This window comes from Paenirhodobacter hankyongi (genome assembly GCF_003664585.1).
In the GTDB taxonomy this organism is placed as follows: domain Bacteria; phylum Pseudomonadota; class Alphaproteobacteria; order Rhodobacterales; family Rhodobacteraceae; genus Rhodobacter; species Rhodobacter hankyongi.
Window position 1 is genome coordinate 24315 of sequence record NZ_RCHI01000023.1, and the last position, 18728, is coordinate 43042.

Consider the following 18728-nt stretch of genomic DNA (forward strand, 5'->3'; position numbering starts at 1 on the left):
TCAGAACCTGGAAAGGCCCTCGCGTGAGCGGGGGCCTTTTCGTTTGGGGAGGCGTGTCTGTCTTCCTAAGGTGGATGGGCCCATGTCGTTGTCATCAGGAAAAGCGTCGAGGACTTGAAGGGGGCGTTATGCGCTCCCAACTGACGCGTGTGGAATTGGCTATATCACCGCAGGAGATTTCCCATGCCCTTGCCATTCTTCCCTATAGCATACCCGGTTTTGCACTCTTCAGGCGCATGGATCGCGTCTACTTCCGTCGGCGGGTATGTGGCCGGAACGCTTTCGTCCACCTATGTCGGTGCGCTTATTCTTGGGAATTTTTCTCTGCTAGCCACTTTGGTGAGTGCGTTGACCGCACTGTTTGGAAAGATCTTCTGTGGCGCTGCAATCATGGACGCAATGTCGGGCATTTCCGCCAGTGTGGGGACGTGGCTGGTGGCTGTCGGGCTTGATGGAGTGGCGAAGTTTCTGGGGATTGCTCCCGCGCCGACTTTTCTTGGGTTCACGCTGCAGGAAAGGAATGTCGGGGCGGCTATTTTGGTCTGCTTAGTCTTTGTCGGCGTGCTGTTTCGTCTCACTGCGAGGTGGAGGGTAGGCACCCCTGGTGATCGGCGAGAGTTGATGTCGAGGTTTCTCGGAGTCTCGAGAAGCGCCGGATAGCTACTTCGGGGCGGTGCTCTTTGCTCACGGCCCGATCCGTTGGGGGCGGTTCTATCTAACCTATAGACTCGCCCCCCCAACCCTGCTACATCGCGCCAGTCCCGCAGCCCCGGATTCGTTCCGGGGCGCTTGACTATTGAACTCGGGGACCTTCGGGGCCCTTTACACACAGACAGGCGGGGCAACCCGCCGCAAGCTAACGGAAGACAGAAAGCATGGCACTCAAGTCGTATAAGCCGACGACGCCGGGCCAGCGTGGGCTGGTTCTGATCGACCGTTCGGAGCTTTGGAAAGGCCGTCCGGTCAAAGCCCTCACTGAGGGCCTGATCAAGACCGGTGGCCGGAACAATACCGGGCGCGTCACGATGTGGCACAAGGGTGGCGGCGCCAAGCGTCTCTACCGCGTCGTCGATTTCAAGCGTCGCAAGTTCGACGTTCCGGCGGTCGTCGAGCGGATCGAATACGATCCGAACCGTACCGCCTTCATCGCGCTGATCAAGTACCAGGACGGCGAGCTCGCCTACATCCTGGCGCCGCAGCGCCTCGCTGTCGGCGACACCGTCTACTCGGGCCCGAAGCACGACATCAAGCCGGGCAACGCGATGCCGTTCTCGGGCATGCCGATCGGCACGATCGTGCACAACGTCGAGCTGAAGCCGGGCAAGGGCGGTCAGCTGGCCCGTGCCGCCGGCACCTACGCCCAGTTCGTCGGCCGTGACGGCGGCTATGCTCAGATCCGCCTCTCGTCGGGCGAGCTGCGCATCGTGCGTCAGGAGTGCATGGCCACCATCGGTGCCGTGTCGAACGCCGACCACTCGAACCAGAACTTCGGTAAAGCCGGTCGTATGCGCCACAAGGGCGTGCGTCCGACCGTCCGCGGCGTCGCGATGAACCCGATCGACCACCCGCATGGCGGTGGTGAAGGCCGGACCTCGGGTGGCCGTACCCCGGTGACCCCGTGGGGCAAGGACACCAAGGGCAAGAAGACTCGCTCGAACAAGAAGACGGACAAGTACATTCTCCGTTCGCGCAACGCCAAGAAGGGTCGCTAACACATGGCACGTTCTATCTGGAAAGGCCCCTTCGTCGACGCCTATCTGCTGAAGAAGGCGGAGAAGGCGAAAGCTTCGGGCAAATCGGACGTGATCAAGATCTGGTCGCGCCGCTCCACCATCCTGCCGCAGTTCGTCGGTCTGACCTTCGGCGTCTACAACGGCCAGAAGCACATCCCGGTCAACGTGACCGAGGAAATGATCGGCCAGAAGTTCGGTGAATATTCGCCGACCCGGACCTATTACGGTCACGCCGCCGACAAGAAAGCCAAGAGGAAGTAAGAGCCATGGGTAAGGAAAACAATCCGCGCCGCGTGGCGGACAACGAAGCTTTCGCCAAGACGAAGATGCTTCGCACCTCGCCGCAGAAGCTGAACCTCGTCGCTGCGATGATCCGCGGCAAGAAGGTCGACAAGGCTCTCGCCGATCTCACCTTCTCGAAGCGCCGCATCGCCGGTGACGTGAAGAAGTGCCTGCAGTCGGCCATCGCCAATGCCGAGAACAACCACGGCCTCGACGTCGACAACCTGGTCGTCGCGGAAGCCTGGGTCGGCAAGAACCTGGTCATGAAACGCGGTCGTCCGCGCGCCCGTGGTCGTTTCGGCAAGATCATGAAGCCGTTTTCGGAAATCACCATCAAGGTGCGTCAGATCGAGGAGCGTGCGTAATGGGACAGAAGGTCAACCCGATCGGGATGCGCCTCCAGGTCAACCGCACCTGGGACAGCCGCTGGTTCGCCGAGTCGAAAGACTATGGTGACATGCTGCTCGAAGACCTGAAGATGCGCGACTTCATCCATGAAGAAGCCAAGCAGGCCGGCATCAGCCGCGTGATCATCGAGCGTCCGCACAAGAAGTGCCGCGTGACCATTCACGCTGCGCGTCCGGGCGTCATCATCGGCAAGAAGGGCGCGGACATCGAAGTCCTGCGCAAGAAGCTGGCGAACTTCACGAAGTCGGAACTGCACCTCAACATCGTCGAGGTCCGCAAGCCCGAACTCGACGCCCAGCTGGTCGCCGAATCGATCGCGCAGCAGCTCGAGCGCCGCGTGTCCTTCCGTCGTGCGATGAAGCGCGCCGTGCAGAACGCGATGCGCATGGGCGCCCTCGGCATCCGGGTGAACGTTGCCGGCCGTCTCGGCGGCGCGGAAATCGCCCGTACCGAATGGTACCGTGAAGGTCGCGTGCCGCTGCACACCCTGCGTGCCGACATCGACTATGCGCTGTCCGAAGCGTCGACCCCCTACGGGATCATCGGCGTGAAGGTCTGGATCTTCAAAGGCGAGATCATGGAACATGATCCGCAAGCACGCGACCGCAAGGCCGCCGAGGCCCAGGAAGGCCCGGCGCCGCGTGGCCCGCGTCGCGACGCTCGTTGAGGGGTATGAGAGATGCTGCAACCGAAACGGACGAAGTTCCGCAAACAGCACAAGGGCCGTATTCACGGTGAAGCCAAGGGCGGCTTCAACCTGAACTTCGGGTCCTTCGCGCTGAAAGCCACCGAGCCGGAGCGTGTGACCGCGCGCCAGATCGAAGCTGCGCGTCGTGCGATCACCCGTCACATGAAGCGTCAGGGCCGGGTCTGGATCCGCGTGTTCCCGGATGTGCCGGTGTCGTCGAAGCCCACCGAAGTCCGTATGGGTAAAGGTAAGGGCTCGGTCGATTACTGGGCGGCCAAGGTGAAGCCGGGCCGGATCATGTTCGAGATCGACGGTGTGTCGGAAGTCGTTGCGCGCGAGGCCCTGCGCCTTGGCGCCAACAAGCTGCCGGTGCTGACCCGCATCGTGGCGCGCGAAGACTGGTAATCCGGTCTTCCCGTCAGGAGATCAGGCCCCCCGAGCGAATCGGGGGGCCTTTTCTTTTGGCGGTTCGATGTTCCGGGGGCTGCGGGGCCGGGGGCCGGGGGCCGGGGGCCTGGCGGCGGTGCAGGCGCGAAAACGCGAAAACCCGCGACGAATCGCGGGTGAGCCGGAGCCAAGCAGATCAACATAGATGCTGGGGAAGGTTGGCTGCCCTCCGTGGATTCGAACCACGCTTACCTGAGTCAGAATCAGGCGTCCTGCCGCTAGACGAGAGGGCAACAGGGAGAAGTGCTTCGCCGCGAGCGGCTTCGGTCTTCTTGCGGGCCCAAGTAAGGGGTTGTGCGACCGACGTCAACCGGGAAATTGCATTTTGTCGCGCTTCCGTGAATTCGGGGCATTTGGCATTGCCAGATTGGGGGTGTGGTGCTATAGGCCGCGGGTCCGGACCTCCGGACATACATAACCCACCAGGATCAGGGTCACCCCAAGGGGCCCTCTGGTGCCAAAAAAGGACCGTGGCATGAAAGCCCAAGAACTCAAGGCGAAGACGCCTGATGAGCTCCGCGACGCGCTGATCGCGCTGAAGAAGGAAGCCTTCAACCTCCGCTTCCAGCAGGCCACCGGCCAGCTCGAGAACACCGCCCGCATGCGCAATGTCCGTCGCGACGTCGCCCGCATCCAGACGGTGCTGAACGCCAAAGCCGCTGAAGCCGCGAAGTAAGGAGTCTTCCGATGCCCAAACGTATCCTGCAAGGCGTCGTCACCTCGGACAAGAATGACCAGACGGTCACCGTCCTCGTGGAACGCCGCTTCAAGCATCCGCTTCTCCAGAAGACGGTGCGGAAGTCGAAGAAATACCGCGCCCATGACGCGGAGAACACTTTCAAGACCGGTGACACCGTTCGCATCGAAGAGTGCGCGCCGATCTCGAAAACGAAACGCTGGAAGGTTGTCGTCGAGGCCTGACTTCTGTCAGGTCCCGGCGATAAACGTTCAGTTTATCGAAACCCTGGGGCTCGTCCCCAAAGGTCGGGAGTAACCAAATGATCCAGATGCAGACCAATCTGGATGTCGCTGACAACTCCGGCGCACGCCGAGTTCAGTGCATCAAGGTCCTGGGCGGCTCGCATCGCCGCTACGCATCCGTGGGCGACATCATCGTGGTGTCGGTCAAGGAGGCGATTCCGAAGGGCCGCGTGAAGAAGGGGGACGTCCGCAAGGCCGTCGTCGTTCGCACCGCCAAGGAAGTCCGTCGCGAAGATGGCACCGCCATCCGCTTCGACCGCAACGCCGCCGTCATCCTGAACAACCAGGGCGAACCGGTCGGCACCCGTATCTTCGGGCCGGTCGTTCGCGAACTGCGCGCGAAGAACTTCATGAAGATCATCTCGCTCGCTCCGGAGGTGCTGTAATGGCTGCGAAGCTCCGCAAAGGCGACAAGGTCGTCGTTCTCGCCGGCAAGGACAAAGGCAAGCAGGGTGAAATCACCGCTGTCATGCCGAAGGACAACAAGGCCGTCGTCGAAGGCGTGAACATGGCGATCCGCCATACCCGCCAGACCCAGACCTCGCAGGGTGGCCGCATCGCCAAGGCGATGCCGATCGACCTGTCGAACCTCGCGCTCGTCGATGCCAACGGCAAGGCGACCCGCGTCGGCTTCCGTATCGAAGGCGAGGCCAAGGTCCGTTACGCCAAGACCACCGGGGAGGCGATCTGATGCTCGACCAGGCAACCTACACGCCCCGCCTGAAAACGCTGTACAAGGACACGATCCGTCCGGCGATGAAGGAAGAGTTTGGCTTCAAGAACGACATGCAGATCCCGCGTCTGGACAAGATCGTCCTGAACATGGGCGTCGGCGAAGCCGTCAAGGACACCAAGAAGGTCAAGCAGGCCGCCGAAGAGCTGACGCTCATCGCCGGTCAGAAGGCTGTCATCACCCACGCCAAGAAGTCGGTCGCCGGCTTCCGCGTTCGTGAAGAGATGCCGCTTGGCTGCAAGGTGACCCTGCGCGGTGACCGCATGTATGAATTCCTCGACCGCCTGATCAACGTGGCCCTGCCGCGCGTCCGCGACTTCCGCGGCGTGAAGGGCTCTTCGTTCGATGGCCGTGGCAACTACGCGATGGGGCTCAAAGAGCAGATCGTGTTCCCCGAAATCGACTTCGACAAGGTCGACGAGGTGCTCGGCATGGACATCATCATCTGCACCACCTCGAGCGTGGACGCGGAAGCGAAGGCGCTGTTGAAGCATTTCAACATGCCGTTCAACAGCTGATCGCCGGAGAGAATTTATGGCCAAGAAATCCATGGTTGAACGCGAAGTGAAGCGCGCGAAGCTGGTGAAACAGTACGCCACCAAGCGCGCCTCGCTGAAAGCGATCATCGAAGATCAGTCCAAGCCGATGGAAGAGCGCTTCAAGGCGACTCTGAAGCTCGCGGAACTGCCCCGCAACTCGTCGGCGACCCGGCTGCACAACCGGTGCCAGCTGACCGGTCGTCCGCATGCTTACTATCGTAAGCTCAAACTCTCGCGGATCATGCTCCGTGACCTGGCCTCGTTCGGCCGGATCCCGGGCATGGTGAAGTCGAGCTGGTAAGGGAGAGACGGGAATGTCTGTGAACGATCCTCTCGGCGATATGCTGACCCGCATCCGCAACGCGCAAATGCGCGGCAAGTCCACCGTGCGCACCCCCGCGTCCAAGCTTCGTGCCTGGGTGCTCGACGTGCTGGCGGCGGAAGGCTACATCCGTGGCTACGAGAAGAAGGAAGGCACGCTCGGCCTGCCGGAACTCGAGATCTCGCTCAAGTACTTCGAGGGCACCCCGGTGATCCGCGAACTCAAGCGCGTCTCGACCCCCGGCCGTCGCGTCTACGCTTCGGTCAAGGAGATCCCGACGGTCCGTCAGGGCCTGGGCATCTCGATCGTCTCCACGCCCAAGGGCGTCATGACGGACGCGGCTGCGCGCACTGCCAACGTTGGCGGTGAAGTGCTCTGCACCGTGTTCTAAGGAGGGAAGCATGTCTCGTATTGGTAAAAAACCGGTCGAGCTGCCCGCTGGCACCACTGCCACGCTGGACGGTCAGACCATCGAAGTGAAGGGCCCGAAAGGGAGCCGCAGCTTCACCGCCACCGACGACGTGACCCTCACGCTCGAGGGCAACACCGTCAAGGTCACCCCGCGTGGCACGTCCAAGCGGGCGCGTCAGCAGTGGGGCATGGCCCGCTCGATGATCGAAAACCTCGGCGTCGGCGTCACCACCGGCTTCAAGAAAGAGCTCGAGATCCAGGGCGTGGGTTACCGCGCCGCGGTGCAGGGCAAGATTCTGAAGCTCTCGCTCGGCTATTCGCACGAAGTGAACTTCGAGGTGCCCGAAGGCGTGACCGTCACGTCGGCGAAGCCCACGGAAATCACCGTCGAAGGCATCGACCAGCAGCTGGTCGGTCAGGTCGCGGCCAACATCCGCGAGTGGCGGCAGCCGGAGCCCTACAAGGGCAAGGGCATCCGCTACAAGGGCGAGTACGTCTTCCGCAAGGAAGGCAAGAAGAAGTAAGGGTGGCAAAAATGGCGAACAACAAACGCGAACTGTTCCTCAAGCGCCGCCTGCGCGTGCGGAACAAGCTTCGTTCGATGGCCAACGGGCGCCTGCGCCTCTCGGTCCATCGGTCCTCGAAGAACATCAGCGTCCAGCTGATCGACGACGTCAAGGGCGTGACCCTTGCCTCGGCCTCGACTCTCGAAAAAGAGCTCGGCGTCGTTGGCAAGAACAACGTCGAAGCGGCGGCGAAGATCGGTGCGGCGATTGCCGAGCGCGCGAAGGCGGCGGGTGTCGAAGAATGCTACTTCGACCGTGGCGGCTTCCTCTTCCACGGGAAGATCAAGGCGCTTGCCGATGCGGCCCGCGAAGGCGGCCTGAAGTTCTGATCCGGTGGGGGACGTCCGCGTCCCCCCGATGATCCGGGAATGGCCCGGCGGTTCGCCGCTTCGGGTCGTTCACCAGGATTGGACAAAACGGCGTGTGCGCACGCCATCACGAAAAGGAATGCCTCATGGCAGAACGTGAACATCGCCGGGACCGCCGCGCCGAGCGCGAGGAAACCCCGGAATTCGCCGATCGTCTGGTTGCGATCAACCGTGTGTCGAAAACCGTGAAGGGCGGCAAGCGCTTCGGTTTCGCCGCGCTCGTGGTGGTCGGTGACCAGCGCGGCCGCGTCGGCTTCGGCAAGGGCAAGGCCAAGGAAGTTCCGGAAGCGATCCGCAAGGCGACCGAACAGGCGAAGCGTTCGCTCGTCCGCGTTCCGCTGCGCGACGGCCGCACGCTGCACCACGACGTCGAGGGCCGTCACGGCGCCGGCAAGGTGGTCATGCGCACCGCCGTTGCCGGTACCGGGATCATCGCCGGCGGCCCGATGCGTGCCGTCTTCGAGATGCTGGGCGTGCAGGACGTGGTTGCGAAGTCGATCGGCTCGCAGAACCCGTACAACATGATCCGGGCCACGCTCGACGGCCTGAAGAAGGAAGCCTCGCCCCGTCACGTTGCGGCTCGCCGCGGCAAGAAGGTGGCGGACATCCTCGCCAAGCCCGAAGCCGACGCTTCGGCCGAAGCCTGAGGAGACTGACCGATGACGAAGAAAACCATCGTCGTGCAGCAGGTGGCCTCGGCCGCCCGCCGTCCCGCGATCCAGACCGCGACCCTGAAGGGTCTCGGCCTGAACAAGATCCGCCGCACCCGTGAGCTGGAAGATACCCCGGCGATCCGCGGCATGGTCACCAAGATCTCGCACCTCGTGAAGATCATCGAAGAGCGCGGCTGAGCGCCCTTCGCGACGAACGAAAGCGCCCCGGCCAGGCCGGGGCGTTTTTCATTGGAACCTGCCCGCACGACGAAGGAGACGGTGATGGACATGGCACAGCAGAAGGCGGAGACGCTGCGGACCTTCCGCGAGATCGCTGCGATGGAGCCGCTGCCCGAGCGTGGCCGCGTGGCCTTCCAGTTCGTCGCCGAGGATCCGGGCGCCGATTGGGACGGATTCGGCGAGGCGGTCGAGGACCTGGGCTATGACGCCGAGGGCTTCGAGGCGGTGGACGAAGACGAGGAAGACTGCCTCGAGATCATCACGCCCGAGATGGCGCTGACGGCCGAGGGGCTTTGGGCCGAGGAAGAGAAGCTCACCCTGCTCGCCGCGGTCTATGGCTTCATCCCCGACGGCTGGGGATTCGTCGGCGCCTGAGCGGCCCGGGCCGACGCGCGGCGCGGCCGCGCGATCGGCATTGCTTCCCCGAAAAGCCGGGCAGCTTGCAATTTTTGCGTCCGGAGTATCGAATCAGAGTTCCGATGCCCTGCCCGGACCGATCCGATGACGCCAACGCCCTCGAAAACCGTGCGCTCGGTCGAACGCACCCTGCAACTGCTCGAATTCATGAACCGGGTCGCCGTGGCCCGGGTTCAGGATCTGGCGGCGCAGACCGGCCTGCCGGCGCCGACGGTGGTGCGTCTGCTCGAGACACTGATCGCCGCGGGCTATGTGCGCAAGCTGGGCCGGACGGCTGGCTATTGCGTGACCGAGAGGGTTGCGGCGCTCGGGGCGGGGCATCACGGGCTGCCGCAGGTTTTCGATGCCGCGCGACAGGCCGCCGAGGCGCTGACCCGGCGCACTTTGTGGCCGGCAGCGCTTGCCACGCTGGACGTCGACGCGCTGGTGATCCGCTTCAGCACCATCCCGATGAGCCCGCTGTCGCATTATCAGTCGACGATCAACCGGCGGATGACGCTGCTCGACTACGCCCATGGCCGCGCCTATCTCGCCTTCTGTCCGACGGCCGAGCGGCGCCATCTGGTCGCGCTGCTGCAGCAATCGGCCGCGACCCCGGCCGAGTCGCAGGCGATCGAGGAACGCGCGGCGGCGGTGGTGGCGATGACCCGCGCCAGCGGCTTTGGCGAGCGCAGCGGCAATGTCCAGCCCGAGACCCATTCCCTCGCGCTGCCGCTGCGGCTTGGGGCAAAGCTCGTCGGCACGCTGGGCGTCACCTATTTCGCCCGTGCGCAGGTCGATGTGCCGGCGCTGAAGGCCGAGTTGCGGGCCGCCGTTGCGGCTTGCGAAACCGGCGCTCAGCCGGTCGGGTAACGGGTCTTCGCGCGGTCGTCGTCCTGCCCCGAGGCGCAGCGGCGGGGCGCGGCATGACGCAGATGCCGGACATAGTGCATAGCCGATTGCGCCAGCGCCGCGTCGTCGCAGTCGCGCACCCCCGTCAGGGTGAAGGCGGGCAGGTAGTGCATCCCGGTATGGATCGCGAGCAGCTCGAAGGGCAGGGTGACCGCGTCGAGCGTGTGCCCGTAGCGGCCATCGGGGCTGTAATCCGCGCCGTTCGAGCCGGTCGAGACCGCGATGCCGAGCGTCTTGAGCTGCAGCGCCCGCCCCCCCGGACCATAGGCCCAGCCCCGTTTCAGGATCGTGACCATCCATTCCGACAGTCGCGGCGGGCAGGAATACCAGGTCAGCGGGAATTGCAGCACGATCCGGTCGTGGGCCTCGAGCAGCGCGCGCTCGTGCGCGCCGTCGATCGGGCCGTCCGGATAGGTTGCGTAAAGGTCGTGGACCGTGCAGGTCGCGCAGTCGCGGGCCGCCGCGGCCCAGGCGGCGTTGACCCGGCTGTGCGCCAGGTCCGGATGCGCAACGATCACCAGCGTGCCTGCCATCTCTCTTCTCCCCTCGTTCGGGGCACCGTCTCACCGCGCGGACGGTGGCTCAAGCGGGCCGGACGCCAATTCCGCCTCGTGGAACTGGCGCAGGTTTCGCGTGCGCCGCATGCGCTCCCGTGAGAGCTGTGGAGCGGACAGGACGATGCAGGGAGATGGCCATGTTCGACGACAGCGATCCGCGCAAGGCGCTTCTCAGGACCGCCCCGGCCGAGGCGACGGCGACCGGTCCGTTCTGCCTGCCGCAGGTCGGGCGCTTCCACGAGGACCCGCCGCTTGCGACGGGCACCGGCTGGCGGGCGTGGATGCTCGGCGCGTCGCGGATGGTGCTGCGGGTGGTCGAGCTGGATGGCACGGCCGAGTTCGCGCGCTCGGGGCAGCTTGACGAATACATGGTGTTCGCGCTCGAACCCTCGGTGCGCTTCACCATCACCACCGGCGCGGGCGCGGTCGAGGATCACCCGGGCAACCATCTGTTCATCGTGCCGCCGGGCGACAGCCGGGTGACGCTGCAGGGCCGTGGCACGGTGACCTTCGTCTTCACCGCCCGTTCCGCCGACCTAGTGGCGCAATGTCCGCCCGCGGCGCGGCCCGCCGCGCCCAATCCCTGCATCCCGCCGTTCCAGCCCTGGCCCGACCCGCCCGGCGGCTTCCGGCTGCGGGCCTATGATCTGGATGTGCCGGTGCAGGAGGGGCGCTTTGGCCGCATCTTCCGCTGCACGACGCTGATGGTGAACATCTTGCCGCGCTTCACCGCGCCGCGCGACGCCGCGAAGGTCTCGCCGCATTTCCACGCGAGCTTCGAACAGGTCTCGCTGACGCTGGCGGGGGAGTTCGAGCATTTCCTGCGCTGGCCCTGGACGCCGGATCAGGCGCACTGGTTGCCCGATCTGCGCATCGCCTGTTCCAGCCCCTCGGCCACGGTGCTGCCGCCGCCGGCGCTGCACACCACGCTCTGGCTGTCGCCCGAGTCGCAGATCGTCGACATCTTCGCGCCGCCGCGGATGGATTTCTCGCAGCGCGCGGGCTGGGTCCTGAATGCGGAGGACTATCCGATGGCGCGCACCGAGATCGAATAGCGCGCGGCGCTCAGCGCCCGCCGCCGGGCGGCTCCGGGCCGCCGATCTCGCCAAGCGCGGGCATGCTGGCGATGACGATCTTTTCATGCGCGATCGCCGGCAGCGCCGGCAGCGGCCGGGTGCAGATCTGCTGCGCTTCGGCTGCACTCATGCCGAAGGCAAGCAGGATGTGGCGCGCGATCTGCTCGGGGTAATCCGCGGGCGTGCACCCCTGGGTGATCGAGACCATGGCCGCCGCCACCGCCCCCATCAGGATGTCGCGGCCGATCTCGGCGGTGCTGATCGAGAACACCCCCTGATCGAGACCGCGCCGGATCGTCACCAGCGAATTGTGCCAGACCGTTTCGCCGAAGGTGTGGCCCGGCGCGCTCGAATGGATCATCGCCCAGCCCCAGGCCGGGTTCTTCTCGGCCGCGTGCAGATAGTAGCGAATCGCCACGGCGGTCTGTTCGGCCGGGCTGTCGAGTGCGGCGAGCATCAGGTGAACGGCGCGGTCGAACTCGCCGGTCAGTTCCTCCTGAAGCTGGTATTTCAGCTGCTCGAGATCGTCGAAGTGATTGTAGAAGGTGCCGCGCGCGACGCCGGCGCATTTGCAGATGTCCTCGATGCGCGAGGCCTGACCGGTCTCCTGGCCAAAGCAGGTGAAGGCGGCGGTCAGGAGGGTGTTGCGCGAGCGCGCCCGGCGGGCGGCGCCGATCTCGGCGCGGCGCCCGCTGCCGGCGGTCCGGTAACCGAGGGTCGAAAGCTGGCTGTCGTCGTTTTCCGCCATGAACCGGTCTTGCTGCCCTTGCATCTGCGCGGGAGAATCGCCCGGCTTGCCGCATTGCGGCGCGGTGCCGGCCGCCCCCTCCGGTATGGTCTGGATTGTCTCCGAGGTCCAGCTTTGCGCAGGCGGGACAGGCCCGGAGGCCCCGCCGCGCGCAGGGGGAGGGCCGTCCCGGGTGGGGGTGGCTGGCGGCTCGCCCCGGCGCGGCCGTGTTCTGTCAACCATTTGAAATCACGTCCTGCAAAAGCGCCCCAAGGCCCCTCTGAGGGCGGTGGAAGATGGAATGTTCCCAGAAGTTATTCCGTCTGGTGGAATTTGTAAAATGACGATTTGTCATTTTGACATTCTGTCGTAGTCTTTCCAGGCAGCTTGGAGGGCTGCGAGGGAGAGGATCGGCCCGGGAGAGCCGAACGGAGGAGATCACGATGGCTGACGCACCGCGACCGGGCTGAGCCGGTCCGTGCCGCGTGGGGCCTGCGCCGGTCGGTGCGGGGCTGCGGGCTGAACATTCCATGACATTTCGCAGTGGGCTGCGCGCACATGACGTGTGACGGCCGGGGTGTGCCCCGGGCGGGCCCTCTGCCACCGCCACTTGCGACATCCGGCGCCACATCCCGTGGCCGCCGCAGCGAGCATCATTGACTGAACACGGGAAGGACCAAGACATGGGGATCAACCGCATCGATCACGCCGCGATCTACGTGGGCGACATCGGCAAGGCGCTGAGCTGGTACGAGGACGTGCTGGGCTTGACGGTGCTGAGCCGCAGCGACGACAGCGCGCATCTGGCCTGCCGCGGCGCGGCCGCCGATCTGACGCTGGTGAAGGGCACCTGCTCGCTCGACAATTTCACCTTCGGCGTCGACGACGAGGAGGATCTCGACCGGGTCGGCGCGATCCTGACGCGCGAGGGCGTGGCGCATGAACGTTTCGCCGGCGACAGCCGCCCGGGCGAGGGCGCGGCGCTGAAATTCCACCTGCCCTCGGGGCATCAGCTGCGCCTGGCCACCGGCGGGGCCGAGCGGCGCGCCGGGATCTCGGATTTCGACGCCCGCGGCTCGCATGTGCCGTGCGACATGGACCACATCAACCTGCTCGGCGAGGTGGAGCCCGAGGTGATGCGCGACTTCCTGATGATGATCGGGTTCAAGTCGTCGCTGAACATCTCGGTCGAGGGCAAGCTCGCCGGGATCTGGCTGCGCGGCTCGGCCTATGACCACGACATCGCCTACATGAAGGCGGTGAACCCGGCGCACCGGCTGCACCACGTCGCCTTCGCGGTCGAGGACGGCAACCATTATTTCCGCCTCTCGGACCGGCTGATGGACACCGGCCACCGCTGGGAATTCGGCCCCGGGCGCCACAACGCGGGGCTTGGCTCCTCGACCGGCTTCGGCACCAACAATTACGCCTACATCTTCGACCCCTTCGGCAACCGCAACGAGTTCTCCTCGGGGATGGAGCAGTTCGCCGACGACGCGACGCCGCTCAGCGTCGACATCGTGCCGGCGCAGATGCCCGAGGTGATGAACGGCTGGGGCTACGAGATGGCCGAGACCTTCATGACGGTCGGGTCCTGACCACGGGCGCAGGGCGGTCTCCCCGTGCGGGGAGACGCCCGACGGAGGGCATTCCATGACGATCACCTGGCAGCAGTTCCATGCGCTCGAGGATCTGGTCCTGCGCTTCTGGGCCTGCGTCGATGAAACGGCGCCGATCGAGGGGCCGGAGCTGTTCACCGCGGACGGTGCGCTGGTCATCGAGAGCTTCCGCGCCGAGGGGCAGGCGGCGCTGGCGCGCTATTTCACCGCGCGCCGCGCGCTCTCGGCCGAGCGCGGGCGCCTCACCCGCCATCTGTGCACCAACCTGCGGTTGCTGCCCGGCGCGGGTGTGCGACTGGCGGCGACGATCACGGTGTTTTCCGGCAGCGGGGCACGCCCGGTCGCGCTTGGGCCGCCCTCGTCGCTGGCCGATTTCACCTTCGACTGTGTCGAGACGGCCGCGGGCTGGCGCCTTGCCCGCGTCACCGGCGCGCTGATCTTCGCCGGCGCCGACACGCCCGACCTGAAGCAGGCCGCCGCCGCGGCAAGGGGAGAGACGACATGAGAAAGGTTGCGCTGATCCATGGCTGGGGCGGCTCCTACGCCGCGACCTGGCAGGCCGACGGCTGGGACGACGCGCTGCGCGCGGCGGGGTTCGAGCCGGTGGGGTTCGACATCGCCGGGCATGGGCCGCAGGGCGGCTCGCACGATCCGGCCGATTACGCCGATCTCGCCGGCGATCTGGCGGCGCGGCTGCCGGACGATCTGTTCGGCGCCATCGGCTTCTCGCTGGGCACGAAGCTGCTGCTCGAGCTGGAAGTGCGGCGGCCGGGGGCGAACGGGCGGCTGGTGCTGGGCGGCATCGGCGACAATCTCTTCGCGCCGGAACAGGCCGGCCCCGTGCTTGTCGCCGCGCTGCGCGGCGCGGCGCAGGAACCGCCCACGCCGCAGGTCGCGGCGCTGCTCGACTATGCGCGGCGCAGCGGCTCCGACCCGGCCTGCCTTGCGGCCGTGCTGGAGCGGCCGGCGAATCCGGTGCTGACCGAGGCTCGGCTCGCGCAGGTGCGCACGCCGATTCTGATCTTCAACAGCCGCGCCGACGCGGTGGCGCAGCCCGACACCCGCCTGTGTGCCGCGCTGCCCGGCGCCACGCATCGGCTGATCGACGGCACCGGCCATGTCGGCCTGACCTCCGACATCCGCTTCCGCGACGCCGCGCTTGCCTTTCTGAGCCGGGGCTGACGCCGCCGGCAGACCACGACACCAACCAAAGGGAGGAGACCCATGTTCGACGCGTCCACCACCATGATCGAGCGCATCCGCGCGATCCTGCCGCAGATCGCGGCCAATGCCGTGCAGGCCGAAGGGGACCGCATGGTCCCGAAGGAGAACATCGACCTGCTGAAGGCCACCGGTCTGCACCGCGCCTTCCAGCCCAGGGCCTATGGCGGGCTCGAGATGCGGGTGCCCGAGTTCGAGAACTGCATCGCGCTGATCGCCACCGCCTGCGGCTCGACCGCCTGGGCCTTCTCGCTGCTGGCCGAGCACAACCACCAGATCGCGCTCTATTCGCGCGAACTGCAGGACGAGATCTGGGGCGAGGACCCGGACACCGTCGCCTCCTCCTCGATCGCGCCCTATGGCAAGTCGGTCGAGGTCGAGGGCGGGGTGCGCTTTTCGGGGGAATTCGGCTGGTCCTCGGGCTGCGACCATGCGCAATGGGCGATCCTCGGCTTCCTGCGCGACGCGCCCGAGGGCGGCAAGGTCTACAGCTTCGCGATCCTGCCGCGCGCCGATTACGAGATCCGCGACACCTGGTTCACCCAGGGGATGCGCGGCACCGGCTCGAAGACGCTGGTGGTCAAGGACGCCTTCGTGCCGAACCACCGCATCGAGAGCGTCCCGGCGCTGATGAGCCTGACCTCGGCGGGGGGGCATCTGTATCCCGACAGCAAGATCTTCCACGTCCCCTTCATCTATGTCTTCGCAAGCTGCTTCTCCTCGGTCAGCCTCGGCATCGCGGAGCGGATGATCGCGCTTTACACCGAGCGCACCCAGGGCCGCGTGCGCGCCTATACCGGCGCGAAGGTCGGCCAGTCGATCCCCGCCTGCATGCGTCTGGCCGAAAGCGCGCATCAGGTGGCGGCGGGCCGCGCCTTCCTGGAAAAGACCTGGGAGGACATGCGCGACCACGCCGAGCGCCGGGTTTTCCCCGATGCGCAGAAGATGGCCTATTGGCGCACCAACCAGGCCTATGCGGTGAAGATGTTCGTCGCCGCGGTGGACCGGCTGTTCGAGGCCTCGGGCGGTTCGGCCTGGTTCGACGACGCCGAGGCGCAGCGGCTGTTCCGCAACAGCCACATGACCGCCGCCCATGCCTATACCGACTATGACATCTGCGCGCAGATCCTCGGCCGTGCGCTGATGGGGCTCGAGCCGGACCCGTCCCTGTTCTGAGCCCGTCCGGCCCGGCCTCCCCCCGGGCCGGGCCCCCGCGCCGGCGCGCCCTGCGCGCGTCGTCCTGACAGGAGTTCCCATGACCGATCTTTCTTCCCCCGCCGCGACCGGGTTCGATCCGCGCGCCTTCCGCGCCGCGCTTGGCTGCTTTGCCACCGGCATCACGGTGATCACCGCCCAGGCCGGCGGTCGCCGTGTCGGCGTCACCGCGAACAGCTTCAATTCGCTTTCCCTCGATCCGCCGCTGATCCTGTGGAGCCTGGTGAAGACCTCGGCCAGCTATCCGGTGTTCGAGGCCGCCAGCCATTTCGCGGTGAACATTCTTGCCCATGACCAGATCGCGCTGTGCCGCGCCTTTGCCGCGCGGGGCGGGGACAAGTTCGCCGGCCTTGCCCTGCGCGAGGGGCAGGGCGGCTGCCTGCTGCTGCCGGGCACCTGCGCCAGCATCGAATGCGCGCGCGAGGCGGTTCTCGACGGCGGTGACCACTGGCTGCTGATCGGGCGGGTCACCGGCTTTGCGCAGACCGACGCCGACCCGCTGCTGTACCACCGCGGCGCCTATTCGCTGGCGCAGCCGCACCCGCAGGCCGCCGCGCCCTGACCTTCGTCGCACATCATAAGGGAGGAGACCTTGATGAAGATGACCTGTACCCTGGGCGCCGGCGCGGTTGCGCTTGCGCTTGCCGCGCCGCCCGCCCGCGCGATCGACGTCGGCCCGGCCGATTACACGATCCTGCCAAGCGGCACGGCGCTTGCCATGCTCTATCTGCAGCACCTGAGCGCCGACAGCCTCGAGGTGAACGGCACCGCCGTGCCCGGCTCGTCCTTCGAGGCGAATGTGGGGATCCTGCGCGGCCTCTATTACACCGCCTTCGGCGATCTGCCGGCGGCCTATCACCTCGTCATCCCCTTTGCCGAGATCGGCACCGCCCGGATCGGCGGCGCGGATCAGCCCACCACCAGCGGCCTTGGCGACACCACGCTCGGCCTGACCGTCTGGCCGGTGCAACCCGACGCGCCCGAGACCGGCACCAGCTTCGGCGTCTCGCTCTTCGCGACGCTGCCCACCGGCGGCCATGAGGCGGGGCGCATCGGCATCGGCGAGGGCACCTGGTCGCTGACGCCGCAGATCGGCGTGATCCAGGGGCTGGGCGGCGGCTTCTTCTTCGACGGGGCGCTCGATGTCGCCTTCCAGGGCGATCACACCGAGGCCGGGGCCGAGCAGTCGCGCCGCCCGTCGTGGCAGCTGCAGGCGATGTTGCGCAAGCAATGGGGGCCGGCGACCTCGCTGACGGTCGGCTATTCCGGCCAGCGCGGCGGCGAGCAGAAGGTGGATGGCGTCGAGACCGGCCTGAAGACCCACCGCGACCAGCTGCGTCTCTACCTGACGCATTTCGTCGATCCCACGACCCAGATCCAGGGGATGCTGGCGCGCGATTTCAACGTGGAGGGTGGCTTCAAATACGACAGCGCCGTGCAGCTGCGCCTCGTCAAGGTGTTCTGACCCCGGCCGGCCCGGAACCTTCCGGGCCGGTCCTCGCCGAAAGGAGTGACCATGCCGACCCACCCCAATGCCGGTGCCGCCAGGCTGACCGGTTTCCGCGCCCGCCTGCGCGCCGCCGAGCCGCTGCTGGGCACCTTCCTGAAGATCCCCTCGACGCAGCCGGCCGAGATTCTCGGTCAGCTCGGCTTCGACTTCGCGGTGATCGACGAGGAGCACGCCCCGCTGAACCCCGAGACCACGGATGCCATCGTGCTTGCCTGCCGGGCACAGGGCATGGCCGGGCTGGTGCGCGTGCGCAGCCCGGCCGAGATCCTGCGCGTGCTCGACAGCGGTGCCGATGGTGTTCTGGTGCCGCATGTGACCGACGCGCCGGCCGCGCGTCTCGCGGTGGCGCGGGCGCGCTATTGCGGCGAGCGGGGCTTCTCCCCGACCACGCGGGCGGGAGCCTTCGGTGCGATTGGCATGGCGCAGCACATCGCGCAGCAGGATGCGCGCTGTGCGGTGATCGCGATGATCGAGGATGCCGCAGCGATCGGGGCGATCGACGAGATCGTCGCGGTCGAGGGGCTCGATGCGATCTTCATCGGGCGCGCCGATCTGGCGGTGTCGATGGGCGCCGCGGCCAGGGCGGGGGAGCTCGAGGCGGCGGTGCACCGGGTGATGGCGGCGGCCGTGGCCGTGGGTCTGCCGGTGCTGATCCTGGCCGCCAATCCGGTCGAGCTGGCGCATCTGCGCGAGCGCGGGGCGACGGGCTTCCTCACCGGATCGGATCAGGGCTTCCTGCGGGCGAGCGCGGCGCAGGCCCGCGCAAGCTTCCTGCCGCCATCCGGGGGATGACCGTCCGAGCGCGGGGCGCCCGCCCGGTGATTCCCGTGGCCCGGAATCACCGGGCACCGGACAGCGCCGCAAGGGCGCGATTCTCCCCTGGCTGGGCGTGGTGTGGTGCTTTTGGTGTTCTTCTGGCGGTTCGATTCCCGGGGTTTCGGTGGTCGAGTCGGGGGTGAGCGGCCGGGGCTGCTGAATTTCTTTCGTTTGACGGCCTGTTCGCGCAACGATCTTTCCTGCAGGCAGTTTTTCCGGATTTCGGTTCCGGGCGCCGTTCTGTCTGGGGTCAATGAAAGCAGGGGATTTTGGCTCCTGGGCGAGAAATCGTCGGGAAAAGTGAAAAA

30 protein-coding genes and 1 tRNA gene are annotated in these 18728 nt (G+C 66.4%); 28 read left to right on the forward strand and 3 right to left on the reverse strand.

Features of this window, described 5'->3' with window-relative positions:
* Positions 1–183: 183 nt before the first annotated feature.
* From DYS74_RS18530 to rplP, 6 genes are all read left to right on the forward strand, one after another.
* A complete protein-coding gene (locus tag DYS74_RS18530) occupies positions 184–660 on the forward strand; it encodes a hypothetical protein (RefSeq protein ID WP_147435534.1) in 477 nt (158 codons plus the stop codon).
* A gap of 215 nt (positions 661–875) precedes the next feature.
* Complete coding sequence (rplB, locus tag DYS74_RS16945) at positions 876–1712, forward strand: 50S ribosomal protein L2 (RefSeq protein ID WP_121534853.1); 837 nt, start codon at positions 876–878, stop codon at positions 1710–1712.
* A gap of 3 nt (positions 1713–1715) precedes the next feature.
* Positions 1716–1994 carry a 30S ribosomal protein S19 gene (gene rpsS / locus DYS74_RS16950; protein WP_113901736.1) on the forward strand — a complete coding sequence of 93 codons (279 nt, stop codon included), beginning with the start codon at positions 1716–1718 and terminating at the stop codon, positions 1992–1994.
* A 5-nt stretch (positions 1995–1999) separates the two neighbouring features.
* Entirely contained in the window at positions 2000–2380 is a 381-nt protein-coding gene (rplV, locus tag DYS74_RS16955) for a 50S ribosomal protein L22 (RefSeq protein ID WP_121534854.1), read from the forward strand.
* Positions 2380–3090, forward strand: coding sequence for a 30S ribosomal protein S3 (gene rpsC, locus DYS74_RS16960; RefSeq protein WP_113901738.1), 711 nt, complete (start codon positions 2380–2382; stop codon positions 3088–3090). Before rplV ends, rpsC begins: the two co-directional genes overlap by 1 nt.
* A gap of 12 nt (positions 3091–3102) precedes the next feature.
* A complete protein-coding gene (gene rplP / locus DYS74_RS16965; RefSeq protein WP_113901739.1) occupies positions 3103–3516 on the forward strand; it encodes a 50S ribosomal protein L16 in 414 nt (137 codons plus the stop codon).
* 201 nt (positions 3517–3717) lie between these two features.
* Here the strand turns inward: rplP and DYS74_RS16970 are convergent.
* Positions 3718–3791: transfer RNA gene (locus DYS74_RS16970), tRNA-Gln, on the reverse strand.
* 242 nt (positions 3792–4033) lie between these two features.
* Between DYS74_RS16970 and rpmC the strand changes: the two genes are divergently transcribed.
* The 13 genes from rpmC to DYS74_RS17035 all read left to right on the forward strand — a co-directional run bounded on the left by rpmC (position 4034) and on the right by DYS74_RS17035 (position 9640).
* Positions 4034–4234 carry a 50S ribosomal protein L29 gene (rpmC, locus tag DYS74_RS16975; RefSeq protein WP_121534855.1) on the forward strand — a complete coding sequence of 67 codons (201 nt, stop codon included), beginning with the start codon at positions 4034–4036 and terminating at the stop codon, positions 4232–4234.
* Between the two features lie 11 nt (positions 4235–4245).
* Positions 4246–4479, forward strand: coding sequence for a 30S ribosomal protein S17 (rpsQ, locus tag DYS74_RS16980; RefSeq protein WP_113902045.1), 234 nt, complete (start codon positions 4246–4248; stop codon positions 4477–4479).
* 77 nt (positions 4480–4556) lie between these two features.
* Positions 4557–4925 (forward strand): 50S ribosomal protein L14, encoded by a 369-nt coding sequence (rplN, locus tag DYS74_RS16985; protein WP_013066055.1) that lies wholly within the window; start codon positions 4557–4559, stop codon positions 4923–4925.
* A complete protein-coding gene (rplX, locus tag DYS74_RS16990; RefSeq protein ID WP_121534856.1) occupies positions 4925–5230 on the forward strand; it encodes a 50S ribosomal protein L24 in 306 nt (101 codons plus the stop codon). Before rplN ends, rplX begins: the two co-directional genes overlap by 1 nt.
* The gene (rplE, locus tag DYS74_RS16995; RefSeq protein ID WP_121534857.1) at positions 5230–5790 is read left to right on the forward strand and encodes a 50S ribosomal protein L5; all 561 of its coding nucleotides are present in this window, start codon (positions 5230–5232) and stop codon (positions 5788–5790) included. The genes rplX and rplE overlap by 1 nt, the downstream gene beginning before the upstream one ends.
* 16 nt (positions 5791–5806) lie before the next feature.
* On the forward strand, positions 5807–6112 hold the full coding sequence (rpsN, locus tag DYS74_RS17000) for a 30S ribosomal protein S14 (protein ID WP_121534858.1): 306 nt from the start codon (positions 5807–5809) through the stop codon (positions 6110–6112).
* Positions 6113–6125: 13 nt separating this feature from the next.
* Positions 6126–6524, forward strand: a complete 399-nt coding sequence (rpsH, locus tag DYS74_RS17005) for a 30S ribosomal protein S8 (protein WP_121534859.1) — start codon at positions 6126–6128, stop codon at positions 6522–6524.
* 10 nt (positions 6525–6534) lie between these two features.
* Entirely contained in the window at positions 6535–7068 is a 534-nt protein-coding gene (rplF, locus tag DYS74_RS17010) for a 50S ribosomal protein L6 (protein ID WP_121534860.1), read from the forward strand.
* An 11-nt stretch (positions 7069–7079) separates the two neighbouring features.
* A complete protein-coding gene (gene rplR / locus DYS74_RS17015; protein WP_121534861.1) occupies positions 7080–7439 on the forward strand; it encodes a 50S ribosomal protein L18 in 360 nt (119 codons plus the stop codon).
* Positions 7440–7564: 125 nt separating this feature from the next.
* The gene (gene rpsE, locus DYS74_RS17020) at positions 7565–8125 is read left to right on the forward strand and encodes a 30S ribosomal protein S5 (RefSeq protein WP_113902056.1); all 561 of its coding nucleotides are present in this window, start codon (positions 7565–7567) and stop codon (positions 8123–8125) included.
* Positions 8126–8137: 12 nt separating this feature from the next.
* On the forward strand, positions 8138–8329 hold the full coding sequence (rpmD, locus tag DYS74_RS17025) for a 50S ribosomal protein L30 (protein ID WP_121534862.1): 192 nt from the start codon (positions 8138–8140) through the stop codon (positions 8327–8329).
* Between the two features lie 84 nt (positions 8330–8413).
* Entirely contained in the window at positions 8414–8746 is a 333-nt protein-coding gene (locus DYS74_RS17030) for a ribonuclease E inhibitor RraB (RefSeq protein ID WP_121534863.1), read from the forward strand.
* Positions 8747–8872: 126 nt separating this feature from the next.
* Positions 8873–9640 (forward strand): DNA-binding transcriptional regulator, encoded by a 768-nt coding sequence (locus DYS74_RS17035; RefSeq protein WP_121534864.1) that lies wholly within the window; start codon positions 8873–8875, stop codon positions 9638–9640.
* Here DYS74_RS17035 and DYS74_RS17040 read toward each other — a convergent pair.
* Positions 9625–10212, reverse strand: a complete 588-nt coding sequence (locus tag DYS74_RS17040) for an NAD(P)H-dependent oxidoreductase (protein ID WP_121534865.1) — start codon at positions 10210–10212, stop codon at positions 9625–9627. The genes DYS74_RS17035 and DYS74_RS17040 overlap by 16 nt on opposite strands.
* A gap of 161 nt (positions 10213–10373) precedes the next feature.
* Here DYS74_RS17040 and DYS74_RS17045 point away from each other — a divergent pair, with 161 nt between their 5' ends.
* Positions 10374–11291 carry a hypothetical protein gene (locus DYS74_RS17045; protein WP_121534875.1) on the forward strand — a complete coding sequence of 306 codons (918 nt, stop codon included), beginning with the start codon at positions 10374–10376 and terminating at the stop codon, positions 11289–11291.
* 10 nt (positions 11292–11301) lie between these two features.
* Here DYS74_RS17045 and DYS74_RS17050 read toward each other — a convergent pair whose 3' ends face one another.
* A complete protein-coding gene (locus tag DYS74_RS17050; RefSeq protein WP_121534866.1) occupies positions 11302–12060 on the reverse strand; it encodes a TetR/AcrR family transcriptional regulator in 759 nt (252 codons plus the stop codon).
* Positions 12061–12722: 662 nt separating this feature from the next.
* Between DYS74_RS17050 and DYS74_RS17055 the strand changes: the two genes are divergently transcribed.
* The 8 genes from DYS74_RS17055 to DYS74_RS18845 all read left to right on the forward strand — a co-directional run.
* Positions 12723–13637 (forward strand): VOC family protein, encoded by a 915-nt coding sequence (locus DYS74_RS17055; protein WP_121534867.1) that lies wholly within the window; start codon positions 12723–12725, stop codon positions 13635–13637.
* Between the two features lie 55 nt (positions 13638–13692).
* Complete coding sequence (locus DYS74_RS17060) at positions 13693–14163, forward strand: nuclear transport factor 2 family protein (RefSeq protein WP_121534868.1); 471 nt, start codon at positions 13693–13695, stop codon at positions 14161–14163.
* Positions 14160–14840 carry an alpha/beta fold hydrolase gene (locus tag DYS74_RS17065; RefSeq protein ID WP_121534869.1) on the forward strand — a complete coding sequence of 227 codons (681 nt, stop codon included), beginning with the start codon at positions 14160–14162 and terminating at the stop codon, positions 14838–14840. The genes DYS74_RS17060 and DYS74_RS17065 overlap by 4 nt, the downstream gene beginning before the upstream one ends.
* A gap of 42 nt (positions 14841–14882) precedes the next feature.
* Positions 14883–16055 carry a p-hydroxyphenylacetate 3-hydroxylase oxygenase component gene (locus DYS74_RS17070; RefSeq protein WP_121534870.1) on the forward strand — a complete coding sequence of 391 codons (1173 nt, stop codon included), beginning with the start codon at positions 14883–14885 and terminating at the stop codon, positions 16053–16055.
* 79 nt (positions 16056–16134) lie between these two features.
* Positions 16135–16656, forward strand: coding sequence for a flavin reductase family protein (locus tag DYS74_RS17075; RefSeq protein WP_121534871.1), 522 nt, complete (start codon positions 16135–16137; stop codon positions 16654–16656).
* A gap of 33 nt (positions 16657–16689) precedes the next feature.
* Positions 16690–17559, forward strand: a complete 870-nt coding sequence (locus DYS74_RS17080) for a transporter (protein ID WP_121534872.1) — start codon at positions 16690–16692, stop codon at positions 17557–17559.
* Positions 17560–17610: 51 nt separating this feature from the next.
* On the forward strand, positions 17611–18396 hold the full coding sequence (locus DYS74_RS17085) for an HpcH/HpaI aldolase family protein (RefSeq protein ID WP_121534873.1): 786 nt from the start codon (positions 17611–17613) through the stop codon (positions 18394–18396).
* Positions 18397–18501: 105 nt separating this feature from the next.
* The coding region (locus DYS74_RS18845) for a hypothetical protein (protein WP_220668871.1) at positions 18502–18728 on the forward strand (227 nt) is incomplete at its 3' end.